This window comes from Epilithonimonas pallida (genome assembly GCF_900182975.1).
Taxonomy (GTDB): domain Bacteria; phylum Bacteroidota; class Bacteroidia; order Flavobacteriales; family Weeksellaceae; genus Epilithonimonas; species Epilithonimonas pallida.
In genome coordinates, this window is the sequence record NZ_FXUO01000003.1 from 138,316 (window position 1) to 165,028 (window position 26,713).

A 26,713-nucleotide genomic window follows, 5' to 3' on the forward strand; every position below is an offset into this window, starting at 1 on the left:
AAATAAAATCAGTTTTTCTTGCCTCCGAACTTATTTAGATTCATCATCAGTGATAGCATAAAATAACGTTTCAGGACAAGTTCTTCTCTGTCTTCGATGTAATTGTCGCCGATATTTCTGATAGCATTTTGACGTTGATTCAGAACATCATTCATGTTGAATCGCAGTGTCATTTGTTTTTTGTAGAATTTATAATTCACGCTGGAATTCCAGAAATAGGAAGTCCTGTTGAAACCTGCCGAAATGTTATTATTCTTGGTCACATTGATGTCGTTTGTGAAATAAAGATTGGATTTCAAAAAGTAATTCACCATTCCGATAGTGTAATTCTGTTGAGCTGCACGCGTTCTATCAATCCTATAATTGGTGTAATTGGAGAAATTATAATTGAGATTGGCAGAGCCAGTCAGGTCCAAAATATCTCTCAAGTTAAGCCTCACAGTCATCTTCGGCGCAATATTGTAAATCGTGTTGGTGTATTGGACATCATCCACAAAACCTTTTCTGTGGGTGAAACTTGTCAGAAATGATGGCGAAATCCGGAATTCATTTTTATCCCATTTGTAGGTTTTTGAAAAACGGCTATCCCAACTTAGGGTTTTGTTTCCACTAATGTTGGCAAAAGTTCTGAACTGCCTTCCCGTATCGTCATAGTAAGAAAAATCGGAAACGTTATTATCCGTATAACTGAATTTCAGTAAAGTTGAGTGAGTAATATGTTTCGGAAGATTCTTATTCACAAAATAAATGGAGCTCGTATTTTTCCAGGTGCTTTTCAAATCAGGATTCCCCTGTGTGGTAAGCAACGGATTGGAAAGGTCTATATAAGGATTGACCGCCGTCATCTGAGGAGCTGTGAAATCGCTTTGGTTGGATAGTTCCAAGGATTTGCTACTGGAAAATTTGTAAACGAATCTTGTGTTATAATTCGGGAAAATAAAGTTTTTTCTGAAATCGATATTGTCATTATTAAAGAAAGAATGAAAATCGTTGTTGTTGATTTCCAGATTAGCATTGAAGAAAAACCGGAATTTGGTTTTGTTCAAATCATAACCCACCACAGCATAAAGTGAATTGATGTCTTGATTAATTGTATTAGACAACAAAGAATTGAATGTAGAAAATTCTCCCGTCACGGTATCAAAATCGTGAACTTTTCTATCATTTTTGAGTGACAGAGATTTGTAGGTAATTTCTGTGGAAACGATAGCCGAGTCGGAAACTGGTTCATCGTATCTTGCATTGAAGCTAAAATCTGTATTTTGATTTTTGGTTATTGAGCGCTGATTTCGATAATCATTTTCTTCGGGAGACTGATGAAATATTGTCGTTGTCAGATTATAATCAGTACCACTGTTATCCATAACATTGCTGCTGACAGACGCTGAAAAAGTTCGTCTTTCTTTCAGGAATTTTCTTGTAATTCCTAATGATTGTGAAAAACCATTATTGACAGATTTTTGTTTCATAGAACCCGAGCTTGAATTGAGCAGAACATCATCCCGTAAGGTTACAGACTGATTGTCAGAAGTGCTTTCGGTGGCGTTGTTATTAAAATTGGAATTGAAAATAATGTTTGTGAACTTATCCAATTTCAAAATCGAATTGGCGCTGAATCCCAATCTTCGCAAATCCCTGTCGCCAGTACGTTCTGTATTTCTGTCTAATTTGTAGTCGGGCAGAAAGGTGGTTCGGGCAGATTTGGAATACGTTTCGGAGTTTCTTTCATAATAATTGGCATTCAGTCTGTCCAAATCGAAGTTATCAAACTTGTTAGAGTAGGTTGCATTCACAATTGTTGTACTGAAAATTCCTGCTCCGGAACCCGTTTTTCCGGATAATCCTGCATTGATATTATTGGAACCTGCTGCTAATGAAAGGCGTGAATCCTGTTTTATTTTTGTAAAGAAAATTGCACCGTCATAACGTTCATCGGAACCGTAGCCCAATCTGATGTTGCTTGTAACTCCAACTTTATTTTTAGGATCCATTTCAAAATTCACAGTTAGACTGTCTGTGATTGGTATTCTTCCTGTGAGTTCTTCTTCCTTGGTTTTGGAAGTGGTAACCTGAATTTTTTTGATGATGTTGGCAGGAATCGTTTCCAACTCTATTTTTCCATTTTTATCAAACAACGGTTTCCCGTTGATGTGGATTTTGCTCACAGATTTTCCGTTAACCGTAATTTTTCCATCCGCATCGATCTCGGCTCCAGGAATTTCTTTCACCAAGTCGTCAATTTTGGAATCAGGTTTTACTTTCAGAGAAGAAGCGTTGTACTCAACTGTATCTTTTTTAATTTTAACAGGTGAAACCGTGATTTTGACTTCTTCTATATTCGTTACAAGTTCTTTGCTGAGTTTGATTGTTCCGAGATTTTCATTTTGATGAATGGACTCGAATTTTTGAGAGAATGGTTTGAGTTTGTCTCCGGAAATCTGTAGAAATGAGGCTTCGTTTTGTGGAGGAACTTTGATGCTGAAGTTTCCGCTTTTACTTGTTCCAATGTAATTGATAATTGCCGAATCTTTTTGTTTCATCAAAGAAACAGTAATGTTTTCCAACGGATTATTATTTACGTCCGTCACTTTTCCGGTTAAGCTGTAAGTCTGCGCATTCAGTTTTAGAAAAGCGAGAATGAAAATAAGCCAGAATTTTTTCATCAAATGTTATAGTTTTCGGCACCAAAAATAGAAAAAACCCCTGAAACATCAGAGGTTTTAATTTTTATTAAGTTTGAAATTAAGCTTTCAAATATCTTGCATAAGCATAACCTTCTTCGCCGTCAGCCGTTTTGATTTTCCACCAGTCGTCAGAAGATTGCTCAACCAAAGTTACCACTTCACCTTTAGCTGCTTTTCCTACAACTGCAGCTTCCGTAGAAGGTTCCTGTCTGATATTAAGATTAGACTCATCAGTTGCAACAGTCAAAGAAGCGCCAGCTGCCAATCCGGAAACCTGAACATCGATATTAATATCGGTTGCTGTATAAGAAGAATCAATAGCGCCCAAAGCATTCCAAACTGAATCTTTTGCTGCGCTGCTAGACGCTTTTCCTGTGATATATAAAACACCGTCCTGTTCCTGAACAGAAAGGTCGGAAAGTCCTGCCGACTGAGCAGCAGAAACTACACTTGCATATTTGTCTTGTAAACTCATTTGTGATTATTTTACAGTGATTTTGTTATCGTATTTACCAATTTTAAGCGCATCTACAGATTCTTTTACTTTTCTTGCATTAGCAGCAGTTGTAGTTCCTGTCAATGTTAATGTCCCTGCAACATCTTCCGCTTTTACGCCCGGGATATCTTTAAGCGCATCATTCACTTTCTGTAAAACAGCGGCGTCAACAGTATTCACTTCCACAGGCGCGGCTGCTGGGGCTACGGTTGCCATATCGTGAACATCTTTGATACCCTGAACTTTTTTAAGAGCGTCGATAGCAGCTTGTTTATCAGCTTCGGTTGCAAAAACTCCGCTTAGGTGAGCTTGTCCCTCTTTCACTTCAACAGATGTTCCTGGATAAGCCGTGATTGCTGTGGTTGCCTGGGAAGTCAGTTCCGCATCAGAAACTTTCTTTTTGCAGGAAACGGCTGTCATTGATACCATCAATGCAAGAGCCGCAATTTTAAATGTTTTTTTCATAGGATAAAAATTAATTTATTTAGGTTGTGTTTTATAACTATTAAAATTGATGCCAAACAAAGCGGGCACCAATCGCATTTTAATTTCAACTTTCGTCTTTAGTAAAATTAAAAACTTTTTTGATGCGACAATGGCTATTAAAAATATTTAACAGAATTTTATAAGTCGGTTAAAAAGATAAAATTCAATTTAGCTGATTCTTAGAAATTCCTTCGCTAACTCAATCATTTTTGGGTCGCCAGTATATTTTCCTTTTTCATCAGAGAGTTTTACTGTTGGGATCCACTCGTTATTGATGCCTTTTACGCTGATGAGCTTCATTACTATATTCATTGGTTTGAGTCCGACATCATTGGTAAGATTGGTTCCGATCCCAAAAGAAATCCCGATTTTTCCTCTGCAGTAATTGGTGATTTCCTCCACTTTTTCGAGATTAAGACCGTCAGAAAAAATAATATATTTGAATAATGGGTTGATGCCGTTCTTCAGATAATGTGCAATGGTTTTATCAGCAAATTCAAAAGGATCACCACTATCGTGACGAACACCGTCAAACAGCTTCGCAAATTTCTTATCAAACTGTTGGAAGAAAACATCAGTTGTATAAGTGTCAGACAGTGCAACGCCTAAATCTCCACGGTAAACATTAACCCAGTTTTCTAACGCAATGGAATTAGCCATCTTGAACCCAAATTCAGCTGCGTGAAACATAAACCACTCGTGTGCGTGTGTTCCGATTGGTTTTACCTTGTAAAGCATCGCCAAATGGACATTCGAAGTTCCTGTAAAAGTTGATTTTTTATCCTGAATCAAGGCGTCCATCACCAATCTGTGAACCTTATAAGAATGCCTTCTTCTTGTTCCGAATTCCGCAAACGGAACACCGAGTTCTGTAAGATGTGCGGCTTTTTCCAGCGTCTTGCCAATAACTTCTTCATTGGTCTGTCGCTCCATGTGATTCATTTCGTAATGAAGTTCACTGATAAGCGACAGGAGCGGAACTTCCCAGAGAATTGTTCTGTACCAGAGGCCTTCAACCGAAACTTTTAGCTCATTTCCGTTTTGTTCGATCTTCACTTCCGAAGGGTCGTAATGAAAACCTTCCAAAAAATCGAGGTAGGGTAGAGCAAGATAAGGACAAGTGACTTTCAGATATTTTTTTTCGTCTTTGGTCAGCTTCAATTCAGCCATTGCATTGACGGATTTTCTCAGTTCCTCCGCAAAACCTTCTGGGAAGCTGTGTTTTCCTCTGTTAATGAATTCATATTTTACAATCTCGTTGGTAAAAAGCTTTACTACTGCGTTTTGCATTGTGATTTTGTAGAAGTCATTGTCCAGAATCGAATTGAGTCTTACCTCGCGCATAAAAATATCATTTAAACAAATCTAAGGAATTTTGTTGAGGCAGATTTTAATGAGGAAAAAAATAACACAAAGGCATGAAGGATTTTTACTTGCTTAATGTTTTAAAGGCACAAAGGTTTTAACTTCGTTAATTTAAAGATCTTTGATTTTTTTGCCTTAAAATAAAATAGTTAGAGGAAAATATTTCTTCGAGTCTTTATGTTTTGCATCGAATATATTATAAAAATTACATTTCTTACTTTTGTCAAAATTCTTTGAAATGATAAAAGCGCTGATGTATTTCGTAGTTGGAACTCTGATTAGTTTTTTCTTAAGACGTTTAACAGGGGAACCTGCTGAATTTTGGGTTGAACTTTACGTCGCTTCGGCTTTTGGAATTGGCTGGGGATTGGCTTATTTTGTGGACCACCCGGAATGGTCGCTTCCAAAGAAAATGGGAATTTCCTTTATTGGAATTGTTTTTTTGATTGCTGTCGGATTGTTATGTTTCAATTTTGAAACTGCAGTTCCTTCGATTATCAAGTTCTCTACGGTTTTCGTAGCGTATTATATGATTGCCAGCTTCCGGGAAAGCAAATCGTTGAGGTATTAATTTTTAGGTTATATGATTTAAAAGCCGGACTTCGAAAAGTCCGGCTTTTTGTTTTTAATGAATCATCAGAAAGCTGATGACGCCTAAGCCTATTACCAAAAGCATAAATGCAAAGAAATTGAACATAAACAAAATGCAGCCGATGATAAAACTGATAACACCGTGTGTATGGTAAACCTTATAATGGGCTATGAAAAAATATACGATGCTGTAGAAGAATATCACATTCATCAATAAATAAATGATGACACTGATTGAAGAATGCGTTACGTCTGCCAATTTATATAAAAAGGAAAATAACAAAATGGTCAATAATAAAAAACTGAAATAATGTAATGTGAAAATCCCGTGGTCAAAATACCACCATTTTTTCTTGTTATGGAAAATCCACAGGAAAAATGCAAAAATCGGAAGATAAATGAACAAAGCTTTTGGCAGATTATGAAAAGAGGTCTCACCCAATTTTTTTACAATTTCTCCTTTTGTAATACCTTTTTCCTTCAGTTCGAAAAACTTATGGGCAACAGGCACATTGATGAAATCGAAGAACGAAGGATTTTTTGCTTTTGCAGAATCAAATGATTTTTGATTTGTATATCCATTATATTCAAAATTATCATCCAGCTTCTTGCTCATGTCAAAGCTATCTTCGATATCACTTAATCTTGCGGAATCTTTCAGCAAAGTGTTCACTTTACTAATAGTTACAGAATCTGTTCCTTTTATTTTTTCTTCCGTTCTGATGCTATCGAGCTTTTTGGAAGTTTCAGCCAGTCTGTTCAAAGAGATTGTCTTTTCTTTTCCCGGTTCTTTTTTACCTTCAAAATTAATCTTGAATGGCGGAAATACGGCAAACAGGAAAAATGTGATGAAACTGATGAAAATATAAAGCTTAACCGGCGGAACAAATTTTTGTCTTTTACCTTCCAGATAAGTATTGGTTAATTTGCCGGGTTTGACAAGAAGATTTTTAAGAGTTCCCCAGAACTGACCGTCATAATGGGTGAAGTCTTCTACGAAATGAGTGAAAAGGTAATGGAAAGGCTGCCTGGTCTCGATGTTCTGTTGGCCACAATGCGGACAATAATGTTCCTCAACATGGTGTCCGCAATTAAGGCAATCTTTTTCTTCTCTCAGTTTTCCGTGGCTCATTTTATAGAATTTTCCTCAAAAATATAAAAATCCCGAATTATAAATAAAGCTTATTTTGACAAATTTCAGAAAGTTTTCGGATAATTAATGATTCGTTAACGTATTAGTTTTTAGAAAATTAAAATATTTTTCTGAGGAAAATTTTTCATCCGGGAAAAAATTCTTACCTTTGCACACCCTTTAGGGGAAAATTATGTTTAATCGTAAACGATAAATTGTGAATACATTAAGTTACAAAACAGTATCGGCAAACAAAGCTACCGCTAATAAAGAATGGGTTGTGGTAGACGCTGCTGAGCAACCGTTGGGAAGACTAGCTTCTACTGTTGCAAAGATTTTGAGAGGTAAGCACAAAACGAATTACACACCGCACGTAGATTGTGGAGATAACGTAATCGTTTTGAACGCTGGGAAAGTTACACTTTCCGGAAACAAGTGGGCAGACAAAACTTACATTTGGCACACTGGATATCCAGGAGGTCAGAAGTCTATGACTGCTGAAGAGCTTAGAAAAAAAGATGCTCTTAAAGTATTGGAAAAATCTGTAAAAGGCATGTTGCCAAAAAACAGATTAGGTTCGGCTTTATTCAAAAACCTTTATCTATATGAAGGAACTGAGCACAAACACGAAGCTCAACAGCCAAAAGTAATCAATGTTAACGAATTCAAATAATTGAGTATGTCTATAGTACACAAAATCGGAAGAAGAAAAACTTCTGTTGCAAGAGTTTATGTGAAGCCAGGAACTGGTAACATTACTATAAACGGAAAAGATGCTAAAACATATTTTTGTACAGATGTTTTAGTTTACAAAGTTAATCAGCCATTTTTATTGACAGAAACTTTAGGTCAGTATGACTTGACTGTTAATGTTTTTGGTGGAGGAATTACTGGTCAGGCAGAAGCTATCAGACTAGGTGTTTCAAGAGCATTGTGCGAGATCAACGAAGAATTCAGATTGGTTCTTAAACCACAAGGATTGTTGACCAGAGATGCAAGAATGGTGGAGAGAAAGAAACCAGGTCAGAAAAAAGCGAGAAAGAGATTCCAATTCTCAAAACGTTAATTATCAGACTTCGGATTCTGGGTTTCAGATTTCAGAACTATTTTGGTTCGTTATCTATTACTTAAAATCTGTTAATCTAACAAAAAATTGCCCGTTACGTTTAGCATCCAAATTTTACTCCCATCTAAAGTAAAATTGATTGCCGAAAAGCGGAAAGTAAACTAACAAAAAACAAGAAAACATGGCAAAAGCAAATGTAAAAGACCTTTTAGAGGCTGGTGTACACTTCGGTCACATGACCAGAAAGTGGAATCCAAATATGGCTCCATACATTTTCATGGAGAAAAACGGTATTCACATCGTAGATTTACATAAAACAGCAGTAAAATTGGACGAAGCTTGTAGCGCTTTGGAAAAAATTACTTCTTCAGGTAAAAAAGTTCTTTTCGTAGCGACTAAGAAGCAAGCGAAAGAAGTTGTTGCAAAACATGCTGCAGAACTTAACATGCCTTACATCACTGAAAGATGGCCAGGAGGAATGCTGACGAACTTCGTAACTATCAGAAAAGCGGTTAAAAAAATGAACGCTATCGATAAAATGAAGAAAGACGGAACATTCGAAACTTTATCTAAAAAAGAAAGATTACAAGTAGATCGTCAAAGAGCTAATCTTGAGAAAAACTTAGGATCTATTGCAGATATGGTGAGATTGCCTTCAGCTATTTTCGTAGTTGATATTATGAGAGAACACATCGCGGTTACTGAAGCTAAGAAATTGGGCATCCCAGTTTTCGGTATTGTAGATACTAACTCAGATCCAAGAAAAGTGGATTTCGTAATCCCAGGAAATGATGATGCTTCAAAATCTATCGATATGATCCTTTCTGTTGTAGCAGACGCTGTAAAAGAAGGTCAATCTCAAAGAAAAGCAGAAAAAGAAAAGTCTAAAGAAGAAGGAGAAAAAGTTTCTGCTGATGCAGACGCTGACTTCGATGCAGAATAATCAGAGTATTTTCTTAAATATAAAAGCGGTTCAAGTGTTATTGAATCGCTTTTTTTTATAGATTGCTTTTGATTGGGCGTCTATATCCGCCTTCCACTCCCGCTTTTTTGCTCGTCGTGCCTCCTCGCAAAAAGAGCTCCGCTCAAGTCGGACTGCGATGTTCAAGATATAATAACGTTTGTACAAACAAAACAACGAAAAAACCCTTTCAGAGTTTTTAACTCTGAAAGGGTTAATTTTATAATTATCAGAAGAATAATTAATCTTACCCTTTGAATTCTCCCATCGCAATAAACTTATCCTGTCGTTCTGCAACCAGTTTCTCAACCGGCATTTTGGACAATGTTTTGATATCTTTCAGCAAAACCTTCTTCACGTTTTCATAAGTCGCTGTAGGATTATAGTGTGCACCGCCCAATGGTTCAGGAATAATATCGTCAATAAGCTTTTGTTTCAGCATATCTTCACCGGTAAGCTTCATTGTGTTTGCGGCTGTTTCTTTGTATTCCCAGCTTCTCCATAGGATTGCGGAACAATTCTCCGGAGATATTACCGAATACCATGTGTTTTCAAGCATATAAACCTTGTTTCCGACACCGATTCCTAATGCACCACCACTTGCGCCTTCACCAATAATTACAGTAATGATTGGCGTTTTCAGTTGGCACATCTCATAGATGTTTCTTGCGATTGCTTCACCCTGTCCACGCTCTTCCGCTTCGAGACCAGGATAAGCTCCAGGTGTATCCACAAAAGTTACTACAGGGATATTGAATTTTTCCGCTAATTTCATCAATCTAAGAGCTTTTCTATAACCTTCCGGATTAGACATACCAAAACGTCTGTGCTGACGTTCTTTGGTTGTTCTACCTTTCTGAGTTCCGATCAGCATCACTGTATTTCCGCTGATGCTGGCAATGCCGCCCACCATGGCAGGATCATCACCGAAGTTTCTGTCTCCGTGCAATTCTACAAAGCTTCCTTCATCTGCCAGACCATGGATATAATCCAATGTGTACGGTCTGTCCGGATGTCTGGAAAGCTGGACTCTTTGCCAAGGTGTAAGGTTTCCGTATATTTTTTTCTTGGTATCTTCTATTTTATCCTTGATCTTTTTGCAGGATTCATCTACATCAATGCCACTTTCAGTACCTAGTTGTACACATTTTTCGTACTGCTCGATCAGTTCTTTTACAGGTTGCTCAAATTCTAAATATTCCATATTCTGTTTGGATTAAACCAAATTCAAAAATAATCTTTTTTTTACAAATGGTTTTGAATTATATAATTAATTTGAATTAATTGCTTTTTCGATTCTTGCCAGCGTTTCCTCTTTGCCAATGATGTTCATAATATCCGGAACGTCAGGACCTTTCAGCTCTCCAACAAGAGCCAAACGAAGCGGCATCATGACTTTTCCCATTCCCAAAGAATGTTCCTCCGCAAAATGATGAATGGTTTGTTTCAAAACTTCTGGGTAAAATTCTGTTATTTCTAGTTTTGTAGAAAGATCTTTTAAAACTGCTGAGGTTGTATCATTCCAGGCTTTTTTCAAGGCCTTTTCGTCATAGGAATGTGGTGCTGCGAAGAAGAATTTTCCATCGTTATAGATATCCACTACAAAAGTTGCTCTTTCTTTCATCAATGAAACAATTTTCAATAATTTTTCATCAGAAATGTTCAATGATTTTACTTCGTCAACTTCTTTTAATAAAACTAAAACCTCTTCATCAGATTTCAGTTTAAGATATTCCTGATTGAACCACTTAGCTTTCTGCGGATCAAATCTTGCGCCGGCTTTATGAACTTTATGAAGATCAAATTCGGCAATCATTTCGTCCAAAGAAACAATTTCTTTATCATTCGAAGGTGTCCAACCTAAAAGTGCTGTCATATTAATGAAAGCCTCTGGAAAATACCCTGACTCTTTATAACCTTTCCATACCTCATCACTTTCCGGATCTTTGAAATCCATGGGAAAAACCGGAAAACCGAATTTTGCACCGTCTCTTTTACTTAGTTTTCCTTTGCCTTCCGGTTTTAATATCAAAGAAAGATGAGCAAATTCCGGAGCATCCCAACCCATTGCTTCGTACAATAAAACGTGCAAAGGCATTGACGGCAGCCACTCCTCACCACGAATGACGTGAGAGATTTTCATCTCAAAATCATCTACAACATTTGCAAAATGATAGGTTGGCATTCCATCGTTTTTAATTAGAACTTTATCATCTAAAGTATTAGTATTAACTGAGAAATTTCCTCGGATAATATCCTGAAGATTAAGAACTCTGTCAATCGGCATTTTGAAACGTACAACATAAGGAACATTGGCGTCCAACAATTTCTTAACTTCTTCAGAAGAAAGAGAAATACTGTTTCTCAACTGCTGTCTTGTTTGGTAATTATATGAAAAAACATCACCTTTCGCTTCGAATTCTTTTCTGATAGCATCTAATTCCTCTGGCGTATCAAATGCCAAATAAGCATAATCAGTTTTCAGGATTTGCTCTCTGTATTTGTCATAGATATCTCTTCTCTCAGACTGGCGATAAGGTGCATATGGACCGCCTACTTTTGGACTTTCATCGGGAACGATTCCACACCATTCCAAGGAGTTCATAATATAATCTTCCGCGCCTTCTACATATCTTGCTGTATCGGTATCTTCGATTCTAAGAACGAATTCTCCTCCTTGATTTTTTGCGAACAGATAATCATACAAAGCCGTTCTGACTCCTCCTAAATGTAAAGCTCCTGTAGGACTTGGTGCAAATCGCACTCTTACTTTTTTCATAAATAGACGTTTATTTTTTTCAGGAATCATTGTTTACTGAAAATTGTGGCGCAAAATTAAGAAATTTTAATGGTTTTTACTTTTTTGAATTTGGTTAATCTTATCTGAAATAGTATTTTTGAAGATTAAAATAATAGCTATGTTAGAAATTGGCGAAAGACCTTGGGGTAAATATTATGTTTTGGCGGATGAACCTAACTATAAATTGAAACGAATAGAAGTCAATCCCGGCCAAAAATTATCTTATCAGTATCACCATAAAAGACAGGAGCAATGGACAATCGTTGAAGGCAACGCAACAATTGTTTTAGATGACAAAGAAATCTCTTTGGGTTATGGGGAAAGCGTTTTTATCCCATTGGGTGCGAAACACAGAATTATGAATCTTACGGATAAGCCTGTTGTTTTTATAGAAGTCCAGACCGGAACTTACTTTGGAGAAGAAGATATCGTAAGGTTGGAGGATGAATATGATAGAAGTTAATAATTTTTTAATTAGTTGTTTTAATCCAGAAACAAAGGTTTTAATATAATTGAAAAATGAAGATATTGGTTGATCCACAGATTTTTAATCAGCAAAAATATGGTGGTATTTCCCGTTACTACACAGAGATTTTTTCTGTGCTTGCTAAGAAACCAGCTGTAGATGTCAATATACCTATTTATAGTACGGATAACATATATTTAAAAGATTCGGACCTACTTACGAAAAATATATTTTTAACATCATTATACAATACTCTTGCTTTTCTTGGGATCAGTACCAAATCGTTGAGAAAAAAAAATGCAAATCAATTGCTTGAAAAAATATGTCACGAAAATAATTATGATGTATTTATCCCTACTTATTACGATCCATATTTTCTTGATTTAATTAGAGAAAAACCTTTTGTGTTGACGGTTTATGACATGATTCATGAATTGATGCCGCAATATTTTGAGAATGACCCCTATAATGTTATCGAATTCAAATCAATATTAATAGAAAAAGCTAGTAGAATTATTGCAGTATCTAATAATACAAAAAAAGATATTCTCAAATTTTATCCTCACATTGATCCGGATAAGATAGTAGTTATATATCATGGGAGCTCAATAAAAATTGATCGCAATGTAAATGTTGATTTACCTTCAAGTTATATCTTATATGTAGGATCTCGTGCAAATTATAAAAATTTCACATTCTTAGTCAATGCGATAGATCCAATATTAAAGGATAATCCGAATTTGATTCTATTGGCAGCCGGTGGCGGAGAGTTTACTGACGAAGAAATAGACTTCATCAAAAAAAAAGAGCTAGATAAACAAATCTTACAAAAGAATTTTGAGGAAAATGAGCTAGGCCTCTTTTACAAAAATGCAATATTTTTTGTTTTTCCTTCACTATATGAAGGCTTTGGAATACCGGTATTAGAATCCATGGCATGTGGATGTCCTATAATTTTATCCGATAGCTCATCTTTCCCGGAAGTTGCATGCGAGGCAGGTATGTATTTTGATTGTACATCAGAGGCAGATTTGAGGCAAAAAATGAAAATGCTATTAAAAGATGAAAATCTCAGAAAACAATTTTCAGAAAAAGGATTACTACAGGTGAAAAAATTTGATTGGGAAGTAGCCGCAAAACAGTGTTTGGAAGTTTACATATTAGCAGCTGAAGATATAAGAGAATGAAATTAACAATCATTACAATCAATTATAATAATAAAGAAGGTCTTGTCAAAACTTTTGATTCTGTCCGTGTTCAGACCTGGAAGGACTTTGAGTTCATCGTAATTGACGGAGGAAGCACAGACGGATGCAAAGAGTTGATAGAGCAAAATCATCAAATCAATTATTGGGTGTCTGAGAAAGATTCTGGTGTTTATAATGCTATGAATAAAGGAATTCGTAAAGCGACTGGTGATTACGTTATTTTTATGAATAGTGGCGATTTTTTTTATGATGAATTTGTTCTGGAAAAAGTAAAGAATCAATTTGATTCTGGTATTGGCATTCTATATGGAGATTCCGTTTTCTTTAATGAAGATAAAGGTTACAGAAAGGTGATAAAGTCTCCGAACAATTTAACGTTTGGCTTCTTCTATGATGGTGGTCTTAATCATCAGGCGGCTTTCATCAAGAGATCTTTATTCAGTGACTATTTTTTTTATAATGAGAATTATAAAATTTGTGCAGATTGGGAGTTTTTTATTATTCTAATTTCTATTTACAATGTCTCTCACAAATACTTAAACGAAATAATTTGTTATTATGATTTTTCAGGTATTTCTGCTAAATCGGAAAATCTACCTGTTTACAATCAGGAACGAGAGAAAACACTGAACAAATATTTTTCTGCATTCAAAGAAGATGCAAAATTAACTCAGGAAATGCGAGCAAAAAGAATGAAACAGGTTTTACATATAAAAAAATATCCAGTAGCTTGGCGAATTTTCAAATGGATGATCAGTCTATTTCTTTTGTTTTTGCCAAAATATCAAAATGATTTCAGAAAATAATTCTTCTTTAGTTCTATCAGCTAAAATGGGTTAAACACAAAAGTAACGATTGTTAGATATCATTATTTAGAAATTAATTTTGCGTATAAATTGGGGTAATAATAATATAATCTCAAATAGAGATAATACTCTATACCGATATCTCTTATTGGATATTTCAGGAATGAATAGAATGACTTGCGAATTTCCTCTTTTTCTAATTTCATTTGATTTACCGAAGTATTTCTGATAATTCTTTTCAGTACCATCAACAGTTTTCTAATTATATTTTTGCTGATCTTACTTTGATTTCCGATTGTTTCTGAACTCTGCCAAAATCTGAATACCTCCATAATCGCCAAATAAAAAAAATAAGCAGTCTCGGGCGAAAGATTATGGGAAAGACTGTCTTCCCGTTGAATGTAATGGTAAAGTTTTTTATTGGATTTAGCGACTTTCGTTGTTTTATGAAATATTTTGAAAAGCGTGGAATAGTCTTCAAAGCTTTTAAGATTTTCAGGAAAGTTTACGTTCTTGAAAAAAACGGCTTTGTATAATTTTCCCCAGGGATGGCTTTGGATTTCCTCATCTTCTAATAAAAGTATCAAAGCTCTGTTTCCATCAAATATTTTCTCCTGCGAAATCGGTTTGTTGAATACAATGTTTCCATCTTCATCCTCATATGATGCTTCTATAATAGAAATATCTGCATTTTCATTAACAAGTAAATGATACAACTCTGAACAATAATCCGGTTCTACCCAGTCATCAGAATCCACAAAACAAATATATTCGCCAGTAGCCGATTTTACTCCTTTATTTCTCGCTTTTGATACGCCGGAATTAGCTTGCTTAAAAATTTTTATTCTTTTATCTTTAATTTGGAAATATTCATAGATTTTTGAAGTTCCGTCTGTAGAACCATCATCAATAATAATAATTTCTAAATTACTATAAGATTGATTAATAACACTAGTCAGGCATTTTTCCAAAGACCTCTCTGCATTGTAACAAGGAATGATTAGACTTATCAGTAGATGATTGTTCATTTTATTAGGCAGCGAATTAATCTTTTTAAAATTTGTTTAATACATAAAAACAAATATTATGCAGATAACCATAATTGCTGGATATTTTATGACGCAATATAATAAAAATATATCAAGCTAAAAAAGTTGAGATCTGGAGGTTTTTACTAAATTTGACCTTATAAGAAGATTTATTAAGCAGTAAAAATTTTATCAATATATGAATATTGTATATTTAGTATTTGGCAGCAACCTGGAAAATTACCAGCAAGTCTATTTTTCAGCGTATACTGCCTTTGCGCATAAAAATACTGAAGACAGGATTATCGTGGTTGCAGAAGATCCATCATTATTTGCTTCTTTTCATGATAAGATAGAAATATTACCAATTAGCCGTGCACTAATAAAAGAGTGGGAAGGTAAATATCAATTTTTTTGGAGAGTGAAAATCAAAGCGCTACAATTAGTTGCCGAAAAATATCCGTCAGACTCTATTCTATATTTGGATGGTGATACTTTTTTTTATCAGAATATGTATTCTCTACGTGATGGAATGAAAAATGGACAAAATTTTATGCACGTAGCAGAAGGAAAGCTATCGGCTCTTTCATCAAAAACCGAAAGACTGATGTGGAAACAAATGAAAGGAAAATCCTATTTTAACGTCAAAATAGATAACAACTCTACAATGTGGAATGCTGGTCTAATCGGGATTTCTCCAAAACATTTTGGTTGTCTCGATTTAACTTTAGGGATTAATGATGCGATGTGTGCGGACGGTGTGACAAGAAGATTGATAGAACAGTTTGCATTTTCTTTGGGACTCAATGAATTTTCAAAACTGAAACCTGCGGATAACGTTGTTGGTCATTATTGGGGAAATAAATCAGAATGGAACCAGATTATCAGCCATTTTTTGAAAGAAATTTTTATGAAAAATTATTCTTTGGATGAAATTGTTGAAAAGATCAGACAAATTGATTTCAGTAAAATTCCAGTAAAGGTTAAGGAATCAAGTACCCAAAGAAAGCTCAAAAACTTAGTTGATCAATTTTATAAGAACAAAAAACCACTCTATATTAACAAATAAACCTCTTGAAAAGTTGAATTACTGTTTCAAAGTTCTATAAGTTTCGTAGACGTACACACTTTGAAGGTAGCTGATTTTCAAACCATTGATGCCATCCAATATTCCAAGTTTTATAAAATAAGTTTTAAAGAATTTGAAAATAACTTTGCTCCATTGTATAATGAAGTTATATTTTTCACCCTTCAGTTGAAGTTCCTTACCTTTTAATCTGCCGTAAGACAGCATTTTATTTTTGAACTGATTATAATTTTCAAAAGAATAATGAAGAAGTTTGTGTCTTAAAACGCCAACAGTTCCATTAACTTCCAAAGTCTCATGCACTTTTTTATTTTCGGAATAATGTGCTTTCGACTTTCTGAACAAGCGAAAATTTTTGTCATTCTGAGTTCCCGAAAAATTGATTTTTTTCCTGCCTAGAAAGAATGTTCTGTAAAAATAGTAAGCATCTTTTGCATTCGGATTTTCTACAGTTTTCAAAATTTCCATTCTTAATTTCGGCGTGATTCTCTCATCACCATCCAAAAACAATACCCAGTCATTTTTAGCATGAGTCAATGCAAAATTTCTTTGTTTTGTAAAATCTTCAAACTGATTCTGAAAAATATTAACTTGAGGAAAAGATTTTGCAATCTCTATTGTTTTATCGGTACTGAAAGAATCTACAACAACTATTTCATCACAAAAATCAAAACATTCCAATACTTCCCGAATATTTCTCTCTTCGTTATATGTTATAATTAAACCACTAACTTTCTCCCTATTTTCCGGCATAGTTATTTTTTAAACTCAAAGATAGTCTTCTCGATTATTTTAATACAATCCAGCAACTGTTCTTCAGTAATGACCAAAGGTGGTGCCAATCTGATGATGTTGCCGTGCGTAGGTTTTGCAAGAAGTCCATTTTCTTTTAACTTTAAACAAAGATTCCAGGCTGTTTTGCTGTCAGGCGTATCATTGATTAGAATAGCATTCAATAATCCTTTTCCACGAACTTTTGTGATCAGATCTGTTTTCTGAATTAATTTTTCAATCTCAGAACGGAAAAGTTGACCCAATTCCTCAGCTCTTTCGGATAAATGTTCTTCTTCAACTACATCAAGAGCTGCAACAGCAACGGCACAGGCAATCGGATTCCCTCCGAAAGTAGAACCATGTTGCCCGGGTTTGATAACATTCATAATATCATCATTTGCAAGGACTGCGGAAACAGGATACATTCCTCCGGAAAGTGCTTTTCCAAGAATCAAAATGTCTGGCTGAACATTTTCATGATGACAGGCGATTAATTTTCCTGTTCTTGCAATCCCGGTCTGAACTTCGTCCGCAATGAAAAGAACATTATATTTTTTACATAATTCCGATGCGCCTTTTAAGAATCCTTCATCAGGAACATAAACCCCGGCTTCACCTTGTATTGGTTCTGCTAAAAATGCCGCAATATTTTCAGAATCATTTTTTAAAGCTTCTTCTAAAGAATTGAGGTCGTTATAAGGGATTTTTATAAATCCGGGTGTGAAAGGACCATAATTTTGGTTAGCATCAGGATCATTAGAGAAAGAAACAATTGTCGTTGTTCTTCCATGGAAATTATTTTCACAAACAATAATTTTAGCAGCATTTTCAGAAATGCCTTTTATTTCGTAGCTCCATTTTCTGGCTAGTTTAACCGCTGTTTCTACAGCTTCGGCTCCGGAATTCATAGGAAGCACTTTGTCAAATCCAAATAAAGTAGTGATCTTTTTCTCGTATTCTCCTAATTTAGAATTATAGAAAGCTCTTGATGTCAAAGCTAATTTTTTGGCTTGTTCTACCAAAGCATCCACAATTTTTGGATGAGAATGTCCTTGATTAACAGCGGAATAAGCAGACAAAAAATCGTAATACTTTTTACCTTCGACATCCCAAACATAGACGCCCTCACCTTTGTCCAGTACCACAGGAAGCGGATGGTAATTGTGAGCGCCAAATTGATTTTCGAGATCGATAAAATATTGAGAATTCTTTGTGATTTCTGCTGTTGACATAAATTTTATTTTTTACAAATCTAAGAATATTATTCTTCAAAAGATCATATCTAATTGTGTATTTTATTCTTGATTTCAATAGTTGATTTTTAATATGAACCAATTGCACTTTTATCAATTTTTGCAGATATGAATTAATGAAAACTTATAATTACATAAATAAAAAAACTACTCCATTTCTAGAGTAGTTTTTATTTTATTAAAATGAAAACGATTAATGATTATCAAAACTTCTGTCCATTACAAAGTCTTCCATAAACTTCGTAGTATAATTTCCTGCTAAGAAATCTTCATTTTCCAATAATTGTCTGTGGAACGGGATGGTAGTTTTTACACCTTCGATATAAAACTCTTCCAAAGCACGTTTCATTTTTGCAATTGCTTCTTCTCTGGTTTGAGCTGTTACAATAAGCTTGGCAATCATAGAATCGTAGTTTGGTGGAATCGCATATCCCGAATAAACGTGTGTGTCAACTCTTACACCGTGCCCGCCAGGAATATTCAGTCCGGTGATTCTTCCCGGAGATGGACGAAAATCGGCATAAGGATCTTCTGCATTGATTCTGCATTCTATAGCATGCATCTTCGGATAGTAATTTTTTCCGCTGATTGGTGTTCCTGATGCTAGCAAAATCTGCTCACGGATCAAATCGTAGTCAACAACTTGTTCGGTAATCGGGTGCTCAACCTGGATTCTGGTATTCATTTCCATGAAATAAAAATTTCTGTGTTTGTCTACCAGGAATTCGATGGTTCCAACACCTTCATAACCAATAAACTCAGCGGCTTTTACAGCGGCAGCTCCCATCTTTTCACGGAGCTCATCTGTCATAAAAGGAGAAGGTGTTTCTTCGATTAGTTTCTGGTTTCTTCTCTGTACAGAACAGTCTCTTTCAGAAAGATGGCAAGCTTTTCCATATTGGTCTCCGGCAATCTGAATCTCAATGTGTCTAGGCTCTTCAATCAATTTTTCCATATACATTCCGCCGTTTCCAAAAGCAGCAACTGCTTCCTGAATGGCAGAATCCCAATGGTCTTTTAGGTCTTCCTCTTTCCAAACGGCTCTCATACCTTTTCCACCACCACCAGCAGTCGCTTTGATCATGACAGGATAACCGATTTCTTTAGCCGTTTTCTTAGCATCTTCGTAAGAATCAATTAATCCGTCAGAACCTGGAACACATGGGATTCCAGCAGCTTTCATTGTTGCTTTAGCTGTAGCTTTGTCTCCCATTTTCTCGATTTGCTCAGGCGTAGCTCCAATGAATTTGATGCCGTTTTTAGCACAGATTCTGGAGAAATTCGCATTCTCCGACAAGAATCCGTAACCCGGATGGATGGCGTCTGCATTGGTGATCTCTGCAGCAGCAATGATATTAGGGATTTTGAGATAAGAGTCCTTACTCATTGGTGGACCAATACAAACAGCTTCGTCTGCAAAACGCACGTGAAGACTGTCTTTATCTGCTGTCGAATAAACAGCAACCGTTTTGATCCCCATTTCTTTTGCCGTACGCAAGATCCGCATTGCGATCTCACCACGGTTTGCGATTAATATTTTTTTGAACATCTGTTCGAAATTTTAAATTATAAATTTTGAATTTTAAATTAATTTTAAACGAAAGAATTTCATCTAAAATTTATAATCTTTTACCTTAAAATTCCTTAAGATGGATCAACTAAGAATAATGGCTGATCATACTCTACAGGTGAAGCGTCATCAACCAATATTTTCACGATTTTTCCGCTAACTTCTGATTCAATTTGGTTGAAAAGCTTCATTGCTTCGATCACGCAAACTACTTTTCCTTCTGTTACAGCATCACCAACATTTACAAAAACGTCTTTATCCGGAGATGGCTTTCTGTAGAAAGTACCAATCATTGGAGACTTGATTGTAATATATTTGCTGTCATCAGCAGAGCTTGTTGCTTCAGAAGCTGCAGGAGCAGATCCTGGATTTGCAACTGGTGCGGAAACAGGAGCCTGGTAAGCAACTTGAGGAGTTACATAACTTACAGGTTCTCCTCCAAGTGGAGTTTTGATATAGATTTCGAAGTCTTTGTTTTTATACTTTACTTCGGAAACACCTGCCTTTGCAACAAATCTTACAAGATTCTGAATGTCTTTTATATCCATAAAATTTTTAAATTGTTTTGAACGCCAAATATAATAAAAAACCACCCAAATTGATAAAATCCGAGTGGTTTTTTATGTTGTGTATAAGATTATCGGAAGATAAATCTTAGTTTTCTTCTGTTGTTTCTACAGTTTTCTCTAATACAACTTTTCCTTTGTAGTAAAGTTTTCCTTCATGCCAGTGAGCTCTGTGATAAAGATGCAATTCACCAGTAGTAGCGTCTTTTGCTAATTGAGGCGCTACAGCTTTGTAGTGAGTTCTTCTTTTATCTCTTCTTGTAGACGACTGTCTTCTCTTAGGATGTGCCATTGTTGATTATTTTAAAAATTCAAACGAATTATAGTTATACTTAATTATTGTCTCTTAACTTTTTCAAAGCTTCCCATCTTGGATCGGTGCTTTGTTCTTCCTCTTCTTCAATTTCTTTTGGACTGTATTGGTCAAGGAGTTTTTGATATTCATCATTGTCTCTTACGGATGGCGCCAGTTTTTTCATCGGGATCGATAAAACAACGGCTTCATATACAAGATTGGCTATGTTGAACTCACTATCTTTTTGAGGAATCGTGATAATATCTTCATTACTATCATCATATTCTTCACCAAATTTTACAAGAACCTTCAGATCATTCTCAATGTTTTCAGAAAATTCATCGTTGCTGATGTCGCAGATCAATTGAACTGTTCCTGAAACGTTGATATAGAATTCCAAAAATGTGGTGTGTTTGTCCAAGTGAACATTGACGTCGATTTTTGGGTTAAAAAACTCTTGTTCAGTCTCAAATAAATCAAAGAACTCCTGATTGATTTCGAATTTGAAATCGTGCTTTCCGGTTTTAAGACCAGAAAAAGCAATATCGTAGTTTCTAAATCTGTCCATAAAAAATGGTGTGCAAAAATAATTTAATTTTTTTAAATAACAAAATGTTTTTTGGAAATACTTGAAATGCAAAAAATTACTTCCAATATTTTTGTTTACTCAGCTTCGGTTGGAAGGTCTTCATCCACGCCGTTATTAATATGCATGGCTTTTGGACGAAGCTGGTTTTCCATCAGTTCCCGATATTCGGTTCTGTTCTTAAAAATCCTGATGGCTGTAAAAATAGCTTCCGAAAAAGAAGTTTCATCAGCCAGGTTTTTTCCTGCGATGTCATAAGCAACACCGTGATCCGGCGAAGTTCTGATAAAAGGTAAGCCGGCAGTGTAATTGACGCCTTCTTCGTAAGCAATGGTTTTGAAAGGCGCTAATCCCTGGTCGTGGTACATTGCCAAAACTGCATCAAAAGCCTTGTATTTTTCCGGCTGGAAAAAGCTGTCAGCAGGATACGGACCAAAAGCCAGAGCGCCAGTTTCAAAAAGTTCTTTAATGGCAGGTTCTATGATTTCAATTTCTTCTTTGCCGATGACGCCGCCGTCGCCAGCGTGTGGATTAAGTCCTAAAACTGCAATTTTCGGTTTTTGTACGCAGAAGTCTTCCTTCAAAGTTGTTATCAATTGTCTGATCTGCTTCTTGATTTTTTCTTTCGAAATGTTTTTTGCAATATCAGCAACTGGAATGTGATGCGTGGAAACAGCAACTTTCAGATCGTCTGTTACCATAAACATTACCGCTTTTTTCTGCGCTTTCTCTTCAAAATAGCCTGTGTGTCCGGCGTGAGCAAAGCCGTACTTCATCATCTCGTCCTTATTGATAGGAGCGGTTACCAAAACATCGATTTCATTTTTAAGCAGAGCTTCTGTTGCAGCTTCCAAAGAATCGATCGCCATTCTTGTGGATTCTTCTGTAGGAACACCAAATTCTATATTACTATTCTCTTTTGTAAGGTTTACCATATTGATTTTCCCACCCTGAGCTTCTTTTGCAGAATTGATATAATTAAAATTCGTCTGCAATTTGAAAACGTTTTTCTGATAAGTAAATAATTTACCTGATCCAAAAATAACCGGCGTGAAAAAATCGGTAATGGTTTTGTCTTTCAGAGATTTCAGAATAATCTCGGGTCCGATTCCGTTGAAATCGCCGATTGAAATTCCTACTCTGATTTTATGATGTTTGGAGCTCATTTGTTTATCTTTGACATTTAAAAGAATTTTACAAATTTAGGTTTTTTTAGGTTGGTTGCATACTAGTTCTATAACTAAATATTATATTGATGACAAATGCCATAGCCCCGATTGTAGTGGAAATCCTTTTTCTTTTCTTTGAAAAGGAAAAGATTGCAACGGAAAGCGGGATTAAGCTCCTAAAAAAATCAATAAAAAAGAAAAGAATGTTTACAGGAATAATTGAAGCAACGGGAAAAGTAGAGAAAATTGACAAGAACGAAAGTAATATCGATTTTGTACTGAGTTGTCCTTTCACACAGGAGTTGAAAATCGACCAAAGCCTGGCTCATAACGGCTGTTGCCTGACTGTTGTGGAAATCAACAGCGATTCTTACAAGGTAACGGCGATCAACGAAACACTGGAAAAAACCAATCTTAATTTTTGGAATGTGGGAACGGAAGTGAATTTGGAACGCTGTTTGAAATTCGAAGGAAGATTGGATGGTCATATCGTTCAGGGTCACGTTGACAAAACCGGAGTTGTAGAAAGTATCGAAGACCAGAATGGAAGTTACTTTATTACAATTTCTTACGAAGAAACTACAGAATATACAACGGTTCCGCAAGGTTCTGTTACTGTAAACGGAACGAGTCTGACGGTTGCCGAGAGCGATACAAATAGGTTTTCTGTTGCAATAATTCCCTACACGTGGGAGTTTACAAATATGAAGCATTTGAAAATAGGTGATGTGGTGAATCTGGAATTCGACATCATTGGGAAATATGTTGCGAAACTTTTGAAAAAGCAAAATGCCATTAAGTGATTATAAAGGTTACCGGTTAAGAAATAGGGTTTTTATTGGATTTTTAGCGATTTGCTTCCTAAGTGTTATCACTTCGGCTGCTTTGTCGTTTGTGATTTTGCGTGACAATGCCAAGATGCAAAGCAAAACGGATATGCAGAATAAATCCGAAGCGCTGATGTCTTCTCTGGATTATGCACTTAGTCATTCTCAGGTAGAAACTAATGACATTCCTAAAATTCTTGAAAACGAAATCTATGAGATTGCCGATATCAACAAACACGATATTATCATCTATGATCTGAAAGGGAATTACCTTTTATCCAACAAGGAACCGAATCTTGTCATCCAGAAAAAAATGCCTGCTGATGTCATCAAGGCGATCAGAAAAAACGGAAAACAATATGATGATAAATCCTATGATGATAGATTGAAAGCGACAATTGTCTCTTCTTATATGGTGCTGAAGAATAACATGCTGGAAGATATTGCCTATGTTTATTTCCCCTATTACCACAATGAGAGTGCTTATATGGAGGTTTTCAAACATTATTTTGCATACATCATCGGTGTTAATCTTTTGATTATTCTGTTCAGTATCTGGTTTAGCTGGATTATTTCAAATAACCTAACAGAGGCAATTACACGTTTCACATCTATGATTAGCAGGATTAATCTGTTTGATAAAAATCTCCAGCCGATTAAATACTATAAGAACGATGAGCTAAACGCATTGGTAAAAGCTTATAATAAAATGATCTCTGAAATTGCTGACCAAAGGGAACGTCTTAGCTACATCGAAAAACAATCCGCGTGGGAAGAGATGGCAAAACAAGTGGCACACGAAGTTAAAAATCCTCTGACGCCTATGAAACTGATGATGCAGAATTTTGAAAGAAAATTTGATCCCAATGATCCGAATAACGAAATGAAAGTTAAAAATCTAAGTGAAGTAATCATCGGGCAAATTGATGTTATCAGTAGAGTAGCAAGTGCTTTTTCGGAGTTTGCACAACTGCCTAAAAGAAATGATGAGGAAATCAATCTTAATAAAGAAATCAAAAATGTTCTGACGATTTTCAGTGATGAAAATATTTTTGTCCATGCCAACCATGACAACATAATGATGAAGATCGACAGGGATTATCTGACAAGAATCATTACCAACCTTGTAACCAATGCCAGTCAGGCAAAAGCGGAGGGTAGAAAATCGGTCATTAATGTTGATCTGGAGAAAATTGAAAAACGAATCCGAATCACAGTGGAAGATAATGGCATAGGAATCTCGGCGGATCAACTCGACAAAATTTTCGACCCGAATTTCACTTCAAAAAACAGCGGAATGGGAATCGGACTAACAATGGTGAAACGAATGGTTGAAGACTATAACGGAACGATTACAGTGGTTTCAACTATTGATAAAGGAGCGATTTTCACTATCTCAATGCCTTCCAATCTTTAGATGAAACCATTTCGATTTAAGCAATTCGACATCCTGCAGAGTTCTAATGTTTTCCGGGTTGGGACAGACGCCGTTTTGTTAGGTGTTTTATCTGATGTTATGGGAGCAAAACAAATTCTGGAAGTCGGAACCGGAACCGGAATTATTTCCCTGATGCTGGCTCAGAGAAATCCTGATGCCAATATCTTAGCCATTGATATTAATTCCGAAGCTGTTAATATCTCTCAAACTAATTTTTTGAATTCTCCTTTTTCAGATAGAATCAAAAGTCAACTTCAGGATTTTAAACAATTTGAAACCGGGGAAAAATTTGATTTAATTATTTCGAATCCGCCTTATTTTGAAATTAACAGCTCTGACAAAGATATCCTGGCAAGACAAAGATTGGAGTTGGATTTCTCTGATTTGATCCAGAAGGCTTCACAATTACTTTCTGATGAAGGTTTGTTTTCTGTTGTTATTCCTATTGATTCCGAAAAACAATTCACTCAGATTTGTCTTAATAATAATCTGTTTCTCAAAAGAAAGGTCATTATTAAAGGAATCAAAACGGCTGAACCGAAAAGAGTAGTTTTAGAATATTCATTCCAACAATCGGGAACTAAAAAAGAGAATTTTGTTATTGAAAAGTCACCAAGAGTTTATTCCGATGAATATCTTGAGCTGACAAAAGATTTCCATATATTCAACAAAAAAGCTCTCTGAATTTTCAGAGAGCTTTTTTATCTATAACTAATAATTTTTTTTATTCGAATAATTCCGCTGTGTCCAGAACAGAAACCTGTCCGTTTTCGCACCGGATGGCTTCGCCGGGATAATTCTGAATCATATGATAATCGTGTGTCGCCATTACAACTGCACAATGGTTTTCTTCCGCTAGATTTTTAAGAAGCGTCATAATATCGTTTGACGTTTCCGGGTCAAGATTTCCTGTTGGCTCATCTGCAAGAATCAATTCTGGATGATTTAACAAAGCTCTTGCGATTGCGGCACGTTGCTGCTCACCACCGGAAAGCTGATGTGGCATCTTGTGTTTTTTTGTTTTCATCCCAACGCTGGACAGGACTTCATCAATTCTTGCTTCCATTTTATGTTTGTCTTTCCAGCCGGTTGCCTGGAGGACAAAAAGAAGATTTTTTTCAATATTTCTATCCGGCAAAAGCTGAAAATCCTGGAAAACAATTCCTAATTTTCTTCTTAGGTTTGGAACGTCAGATTGTTTCAGTTTCTTCAAATCAAAACCTGCGACTTGTCCGCTTCCGCCTTGCAAGGGAAGTTGCCCGTAAAGGACTTTCAGAAGAGAGCTTTTCCCGGAACCTGTTTTCCCGATCAGATAACAGAATTTTCCTTTTTTGATATGAAGATCAACATCATTCAGGACGGTAAAGTTTTTCTGTACAATCTTAGCATTGCTCAAATCTATAATATCGATACCCGGATCATTTCTGTGCGGCATAATTAGAAAATTGAAAGTTTGTGAAAGTCAAAAATAGCAAAAACTTATTTTTCCGCTTTTACTTTTGGGAAATTTTAACAACAAAAAATGCTTGAAAATTTTTCAAGCATTTTTTGTATATGATAATTAAAGAAAATTATCTCTTAGCGCGAGATGCACTAACAGTTAAGCTCTTTCTGCCTTTCGCTCTTCTAGCTGCCAACACTCTTCTTCCGTTTGGTGTAGACATTCTTTCACGGAAACCGTGCTTGTTTCTTCTTTTTCTTTCAGATGGTTGGAATGTTCTTTTACTCATCACTAATATATTTAGTTCGTAATTATCTTTTTATTTTCAGACTGCAAATATAGGGATTTTATTTTGAGTGGCAAATATTTAAAAACTTTTTTATGTTAATTTTTCACTTCTCGTTTATTTCAATAATTATGGCAGCTATTTCCGCCTTCCGCTCCCAAACCTAACGAAGTGGTTCGACGAAGTCAATCTTTTCACTCCACTGCATAAAAAGGATTTCCGCTCAAGTTGGGCTGCGGATTCAAGATAAAAACAACAGTTTGCAAAAATCCAATATTGTCATTCCGGAGGAATCTAGACGGTTGAGATTCTTTCAGAATGACAAAATTACG

General features: G+C 35.7%; 28 protein-coding genes. 11 read left to right on the top strand and 17 right to left on the bottom strand.

Annotation, left to right across the window (positions count from 1 at the left end):
- Positions 1–8: 8 nt before the first annotated feature.
- From QOL71_RS06710 to pncB, 4 genes are all read right to left on the bottom strand, one after another.
- Positions 9–2,663, bottom strand: coding sequence for an outer membrane beta-barrel protein (locus QOL71_RS06710; RefSeq protein ID WP_283416175.1), 2,655 nt, complete (start codon positions 2,661–2,663; stop codon positions 9–11).
- Between the two features lie 79 nt (positions 2,664–2,742).
- Positions 2,743–3,159 (bottom strand): SH3 domain-containing protein, encoded by a 417-nt coding sequence (locus QOL71_RS06715; RefSeq protein ID WP_283416176.1) that lies wholly within the window; start codon positions 3,157–3,159, stop codon positions 2,743–2,745.
- A gap of 6 nt (positions 3,160–3,165) precedes the next feature.
- Positions 3,166–3,645 carry a BON domain-containing protein gene (locus tag QOL71_RS06720; RefSeq protein WP_283416177.1) on the bottom strand — a complete coding sequence of 160 codons (480 nt, stop codon included), beginning with the start codon at positions 3,643–3,645 and terminating at the stop codon, positions 3,166–3,168.
- A 189-nt stretch (positions 3,646–3,834) separates the two neighbouring features.
- Entirely contained in the window at positions 3,835–5,010 is a 1,176-nt protein-coding gene (pncB, locus tag QOL71_RS06725; protein ID WP_283416178.1) for a nicotinate phosphoribosyltransferase, read from the bottom strand.
- A 259-nt stretch (positions 5,011–5,269) separates the two neighbouring features.
- Between pncB and QOL71_RS06730 the strand changes: the two genes are divergently transcribed.
- The gene (locus QOL71_RS06730; RefSeq protein ID WP_283416179.1) at positions 5,270–5,602 is read left to right on the top strand and encodes a hypothetical protein; all 333 of its coding nucleotides are present in this window, start codon (positions 5,270–5,272) and stop codon (positions 5,600–5,602) included.
- A gap of 54 nt (positions 5,603–5,656) precedes the next feature.
- Here the strand turns inward: QOL71_RS06730 and QOL71_RS06735 are convergent, their stop codons facing one another.
- Positions 5,657–6,754, bottom strand: a complete 1,098-nt coding sequence (locus QOL71_RS06735; RefSeq protein ID WP_283416180.1) for a DUF3667 domain-containing protein — start codon at positions 6,752–6,754, stop codon at positions 5,657–5,659.
- A 217-nt stretch (positions 6,755–6,971) separates the two neighbouring features.
- On the opposite strand from QOL71_RS06735, the gene rplM reads away from it, so the two are divergent.
- From rplM to rpsB, 3 genes are all read left to right on the top strand, one after another.
- Positions 6,972–7,427 (top strand): 50S ribosomal protein L13, encoded by a 456-nt coding sequence (gene rplM, locus QOL71_RS06740; RefSeq protein WP_089768885.1) that lies wholly within the window; start codon positions 6,972–6,974, stop codon positions 7,425–7,427.
- A gap of 6 nt (positions 7,428–7,433) precedes the next feature.
- A complete protein-coding gene (gene rpsI, locus QOL71_RS06745) occupies positions 7,434–7,820 on the top strand; it encodes a 30S ribosomal protein S9 (protein WP_283416181.1) in 387 nt (128 codons plus the stop codon).
- 181 nt (positions 7,821–8,001) lie between these two features.
- Complete coding sequence (gene rpsB, locus QOL71_RS06750; protein ID WP_283416182.1) at positions 8,002–8,763, top strand: 30S ribosomal protein S2; 762 nt, start codon at positions 8,002–8,004, stop codon at positions 8,761–8,763.
- A 265-nt stretch (positions 8,764–9,028) separates the two neighbouring features.
- Here rpsB and QOL71_RS06755 read toward each other — a convergent pair whose 3' ends face one another.
- Positions 9,029–9,985 carry an acetyl-CoA carboxylase carboxyltransferase subunit alpha gene (locus QOL71_RS06755; protein ID WP_283416183.1) on the bottom strand — a complete coding sequence of 319 codons (957 nt, stop codon included), beginning with the start codon at positions 9,983–9,985 and terminating at the stop codon, positions 9,029–9,031.
- Between the two features lie 66 nt (positions 9,986–10,051).
- Positions 10,052–11,560, bottom strand: a complete 1,509-nt coding sequence (gene gltX / locus QOL71_RS06760) for a glutamate--tRNA ligase (RefSeq protein ID WP_283416184.1) — start codon at positions 11,558–11,560, stop codon at positions 10,052–10,054.
- Between the two features lie 139 nt (positions 11,561–11,699).
- Here gltX and QOL71_RS06765 point away from each other — a divergent pair, with 139 nt between their 5' ends.
- The 3 genes from QOL71_RS06765 to QOL71_RS06775 are packed head-to-tail and all read left to right on the top strand — an operon-like array spanning position 11,700 to position 14,061.
- On the top strand, positions 11,700–12,044 hold the full coding sequence (locus QOL71_RS06765) for a phosphomannose isomerase type II C-terminal cupin domain (protein WP_283416185.1): 345 nt from the start codon (positions 11,700–11,702) through the stop codon (positions 12,042–12,044).
- A 56-nt stretch (positions 12,045–12,100) separates the two neighbouring features.
- Positions 12,101–13,234, top strand: a complete 1,134-nt coding sequence (locus QOL71_RS06770; protein WP_283416186.1) for a glycosyltransferase family 4 protein — start codon at positions 12,101–12,103, stop codon at positions 13,232–13,234.
- Positions 13,231–14,061 (top strand): glycosyltransferase family 2 protein, encoded by an 831-nt coding sequence (locus QOL71_RS06775; RefSeq protein ID WP_283416187.1) that lies wholly within the window; start codon positions 13,231–13,233, stop codon positions 14,059–14,061. The genes QOL71_RS06770 and QOL71_RS06775 overlap by 4 nt, the downstream gene beginning before the upstream one ends.
- A 62-nt stretch (positions 14,062–14,123) precedes the next feature.
- On the opposite strand, the gene QOL71_RS06780 is transcribed toward QOL71_RS06775, so the two are convergent.
- Positions 14,124–15,089 (bottom strand): glycosyltransferase family 2 protein, encoded by a 966-nt coding sequence (locus tag QOL71_RS06780; protein WP_283416188.1) that lies wholly within the window; start codon positions 15,087–15,089, stop codon positions 14,124–14,126.
- A 199-nt stretch (positions 15,090–15,288) separates the two neighbouring features.
- On the opposite strand from QOL71_RS06780, the gene QOL71_RS06785 reads away from it, so the two are divergent.
- Positions 15,289–16,158 carry a calponin homology domain-containing protein gene (locus QOL71_RS06785; protein WP_283416189.1) on the top strand — a complete coding sequence of 290 codons (870 nt, stop codon included), beginning with the start codon at positions 15,289–15,291 and terminating at the stop codon, positions 16,156–16,158.
- A gap of 18 nt (positions 16,159–16,176) precedes the next feature.
- Here QOL71_RS06785 and QOL71_RS06790 read toward each other — a convergent pair whose 3' ends face one another.
- The 7 genes from QOL71_RS06790 to pdxA form a co-directional block, all read right to left on the bottom strand.
- Positions 16,177–16,929 (bottom strand): glycosyltransferase family 2 protein, encoded by a 753-nt coding sequence (locus tag QOL71_RS06790; RefSeq protein WP_283416190.1) that lies wholly within the window; start codon positions 16,927–16,929, stop codon positions 16,177–16,179.
- A gap of 2 nt (positions 16,930–16,931) precedes the next feature.
- Positions 16,932–18,182, bottom strand: a complete 1,251-nt coding sequence (gene rocD, locus QOL71_RS06795) for an ornithine--oxo-acid transaminase (protein WP_283416191.1) — start codon at positions 18,180–18,182, stop codon at positions 16,932–16,934.
- A gap of 214 nt (positions 18,183–18,396) precedes the next feature.
- Positions 18,397–19,752, bottom strand: a complete 1,356-nt coding sequence (gene accC, locus QOL71_RS06800; protein WP_283416192.1) for an acetyl-CoA carboxylase biotin carboxylase subunit — start codon at positions 19,750–19,752, stop codon at positions 18,397–18,399.
- A gap of 95 nt (positions 19,753–19,847) precedes the next feature.
- On the bottom strand, positions 19,848–20,321 hold the full coding sequence (gene accB / locus QOL71_RS06805) for an acetyl-CoA carboxylase biotin carboxyl carrier protein (RefSeq protein WP_283416193.1): 474 nt from the start codon (positions 20,319–20,321) through the stop codon (positions 19,848–19,850).
- Positions 20,322–20,427: 106 nt separating this feature from the next.
- Positions 20,428–20,631 carry a 50S ribosomal protein L32 gene (gene rpmF, locus QOL71_RS06810; protein WP_076781964.1) on the bottom strand — a complete coding sequence of 68 codons (204 nt, stop codon included), beginning with the start codon at positions 20,629–20,631 and terminating at the stop codon, positions 20,428–20,430.
- A gap of 40 nt (positions 20,632–20,671) precedes the next feature.
- Entirely contained in the window at positions 20,672–21,202 is a 531-nt protein-coding gene (locus QOL71_RS06815) for a YceD family protein (protein ID WP_283416194.1), read from the bottom strand.
- A 95-nt stretch (positions 21,203–21,297) separates the two neighbouring features.
- Positions 21,298–22,386: a 4-hydroxythreonine-4-phosphate dehydrogenase PdxA gene (gene pdxA / locus QOL71_RS06820; protein ID WP_283416195.1), complete on the bottom strand. Its 1,089-nt coding sequence runs from the start codon at positions 22,384–22,386 to the stop codon at positions 21,298–21,300.
- A 206-nt stretch (positions 22,387–22,592) separates the two neighbouring features.
- On the opposite strand from pdxA, the gene QOL71_RS06825 reads away from it, so the two are divergent.
- The 3 genes from QOL71_RS06825 to QOL71_RS06835 are packed head-to-tail and all read left to right on the top strand — an operon-like array spanning position 22,593 to position 25,338.
- Positions 22,593–23,192: a riboflavin synthase gene (locus QOL71_RS06825; RefSeq protein WP_283416471.1), complete on the top strand. Its 600-nt coding sequence runs from the start codon at positions 22,593–22,595 to the stop codon at positions 23,190–23,192.
- Positions 23,179–24,633 (top strand): sensor histidine kinase, encoded by a 1,455-nt coding sequence (locus QOL71_RS06830; protein WP_283416196.1) that lies wholly within the window; start codon positions 23,179–23,181, stop codon positions 24,631–24,633. Before QOL71_RS06825 ends, QOL71_RS06830 begins: the two co-directional genes overlap by 14 nt.
- Positions 24,634–25,338, top strand: coding sequence for a tRNA1(Val) (adenine(37)-N6)-methyltransferase (locus tag QOL71_RS06835; protein WP_283416197.1), 705 nt, complete (start codon positions 24,634–24,636; stop codon positions 25,336–25,338).
- A gap of 40 nt (positions 25,339–25,378) precedes the next feature.
- Here the strand turns inward: QOL71_RS06835 and QOL71_RS06840 are convergent, their stop codons facing one another.
- Positions 25,379–26,089, bottom strand: coding sequence for a cell division ATP-binding protein FtsE (locus tag QOL71_RS06840; RefSeq protein ID WP_120213870.1), 711 nt, complete (start codon positions 26,087–26,089; stop codon positions 25,379–25,381).
- A gap of 136 nt (positions 26,090–26,225) precedes the next feature.
- Positions 26,226–26,384: a 50S ribosomal protein L34 gene (gene rpmH / locus QOL71_RS06845; protein WP_007843334.1), complete on the bottom strand. Its 159-nt coding sequence runs from the start codon at positions 26,382–26,384 to the stop codon at positions 26,226–26,228.
- Between the last annotated feature and the right edge of the window lie 329 nt (positions 26,385–26,713).

Bases quoted from the DNA above. Each gene is read 5' to 3' on its own strand.
- rpsI (WP_283416181.1), top strand. From the start codon at position 7,434: ATGTCTATAGTACACAAAATCGGAAGAAGAAAAACTTCTGTTGCAAGA.
- gltX (WP_283416184.1), bottom strand. From the start codon at position 11,560: ATGAAAAAAGTAAGAGTGCGATTTGCACCAAGTCCTACAGGAGCTTTA.
- QOL71_RS06830 (WP_283416196.1), top strand. From the start codon at position 23,179: ATGCCATTAAGTGATTATAAAGGTTACCGGTTAAGAAATAGGGTTTTT.
- QOL71_RS06825 (WP_283416471.1), top strand. From the start codon at position 22,593: ATGTTTACAGGAATAATTGAAGCAACGGGAAAAGTAGAGAAAATTGAC.
- QOL71_RS06765 (WP_283416185.1), top strand. From the start codon at position 11,700: ATGTTAGAAATTGGCGAAAGACCTTGGGGTAAATATTATGTTTTGGCG.
- QOL71_RS06815 (WP_283416194.1), bottom strand. From the start codon at position 21,202: ATGGACAGATTTAGAAACTACGATATTGCTTTTTCTGGTCTTAAAACC.
- QOL71_RS06790 (WP_283416190.1), bottom strand. From the start codon at position 16,929: ATGCCGGAAAATAGGGAGAAAGTTAGTGGTTTAATTATAACATATAAC.
- QOL71_RS06840 (WP_120213870.1), bottom strand. From the start codon at position 26,089: ATGCCGCACAGAAATGATCCGGGTATCGATATTATAGATTTGAGCAAT.
- QOL71_RS06785 (WP_283416189.1), top strand. From the start codon at position 15,289: ATGAATATTGTATATTTAGTATTTGGCAGCAACCTGGAAAATTACCAG.
- pncB (WP_283416178.1), bottom strand. From the start codon at position 5,010: ATGCGCGAGGTAAGACTCAATTCGATTCTGGACAATGACTTCTACAAA.
- QOL71_RS06735 (WP_283416180.1), bottom strand. From the start codon at position 6,754: ATGAGCCACGGAAAACTGAGAGAAGAAAAAGATTGCCTTAATTGCGGA.
- QOL71_RS06710 (WP_283416175.1), bottom strand. From the start codon at position 2,663: ATGAAAAAATTCTGGCTTATTTTCATTCTCGCTTTTCTAAAACTGAAT.
- rpmH (WP_007843334.1), bottom strand. From the start codon at position 26,384: ATGAGTAAAAGAACATTCCAACCATCTGAAAGAAAAAGAAGAAACAAG.
- QOL71_RS06780 (WP_283416188.1), bottom strand. From the start codon at position 15,089: ATGAACAATCATCTACTGATAAGTCTAATCATTCCTTGTTACAATGCA.
- QOL71_RS06775 (WP_283416187.1), top strand. From the start codon at position 13,231: ATGAAATTAACAATCATTACAATCAATTATAATAATAAAGAAGGTCTT.
- accC (WP_283416192.1), bottom strand. From the start codon at position 19,752: ATGTTCAAAAAAATATTAATCGCAAACCGTGGTGAGATCGCAATGCGG.
- rocD (WP_283416191.1), bottom strand. From the start codon at position 18,182: ATGTCAACAGCAGAAATCACAAAGAATTCTCAATATTTTATCGATCTC.
- QOL71_RS06755 (WP_283416183.1), bottom strand. From the start codon at position 9,985: ATGGAATATTTAGAATTTGAGCAACCTGTAAAAGAACTGATCGAGCAG.
- QOL71_RS06730 (WP_283416179.1), top strand. From the start codon at position 5,270: ATGATAAAAGCGCTGATGTATTTCGTAGTTGGAACTCTGATTAGTTTT.
- rpsB (WP_283416182.1), top strand. From the start codon at position 8,002: ATGGCAAAAGCAAATGTAAAAGACCTTTTAGAGGCTGGTGTACACTTC.
- pdxA (WP_283416195.1), bottom strand. From the start codon at position 22,386: ATGAGCTCCAAACATCATAAAATCAGAGTAGGAATTTCAATCGGCGAT.
- QOL71_RS06715 (WP_283416176.1), bottom strand. From the start codon at position 3,159: ATGAGTTTACAAGACAAATATGCAAGTGTAGTTTCTGCTGCTCAGTCG.
- accB (WP_283416193.1), bottom strand. From the start codon at position 20,321: ATGGATATAAAAGACATTCAGAATCTTGTAAGATTTGTTGCAAAGGCA.
- QOL71_RS06770 (WP_283416186.1), top strand. From the start codon at position 12,101: ATGAAGATATTGGTTGATCCACAGATTTTTAATCAGCAAAAATATGGT.
- QOL71_RS06835 (WP_283416197.1), top strand. From the start codon at position 24,634: ATGAAACCATTTCGATTTAAGCAATTCGACATCCTGCAGAGTTCTAAT.
- QOL71_RS06720 (WP_283416177.1), bottom strand. From the start codon at position 3,645: ATGAAAAAAACATTTAAAATTGCGGCTCTTGCATTGATGGTATCAATG.
- rpmF (WP_076781964.1), bottom strand. From the start codon at position 20,631: ATGGCACATCCTAAGAGAAGACAGTCGTCTACAAGAAGAGATAAAAGA.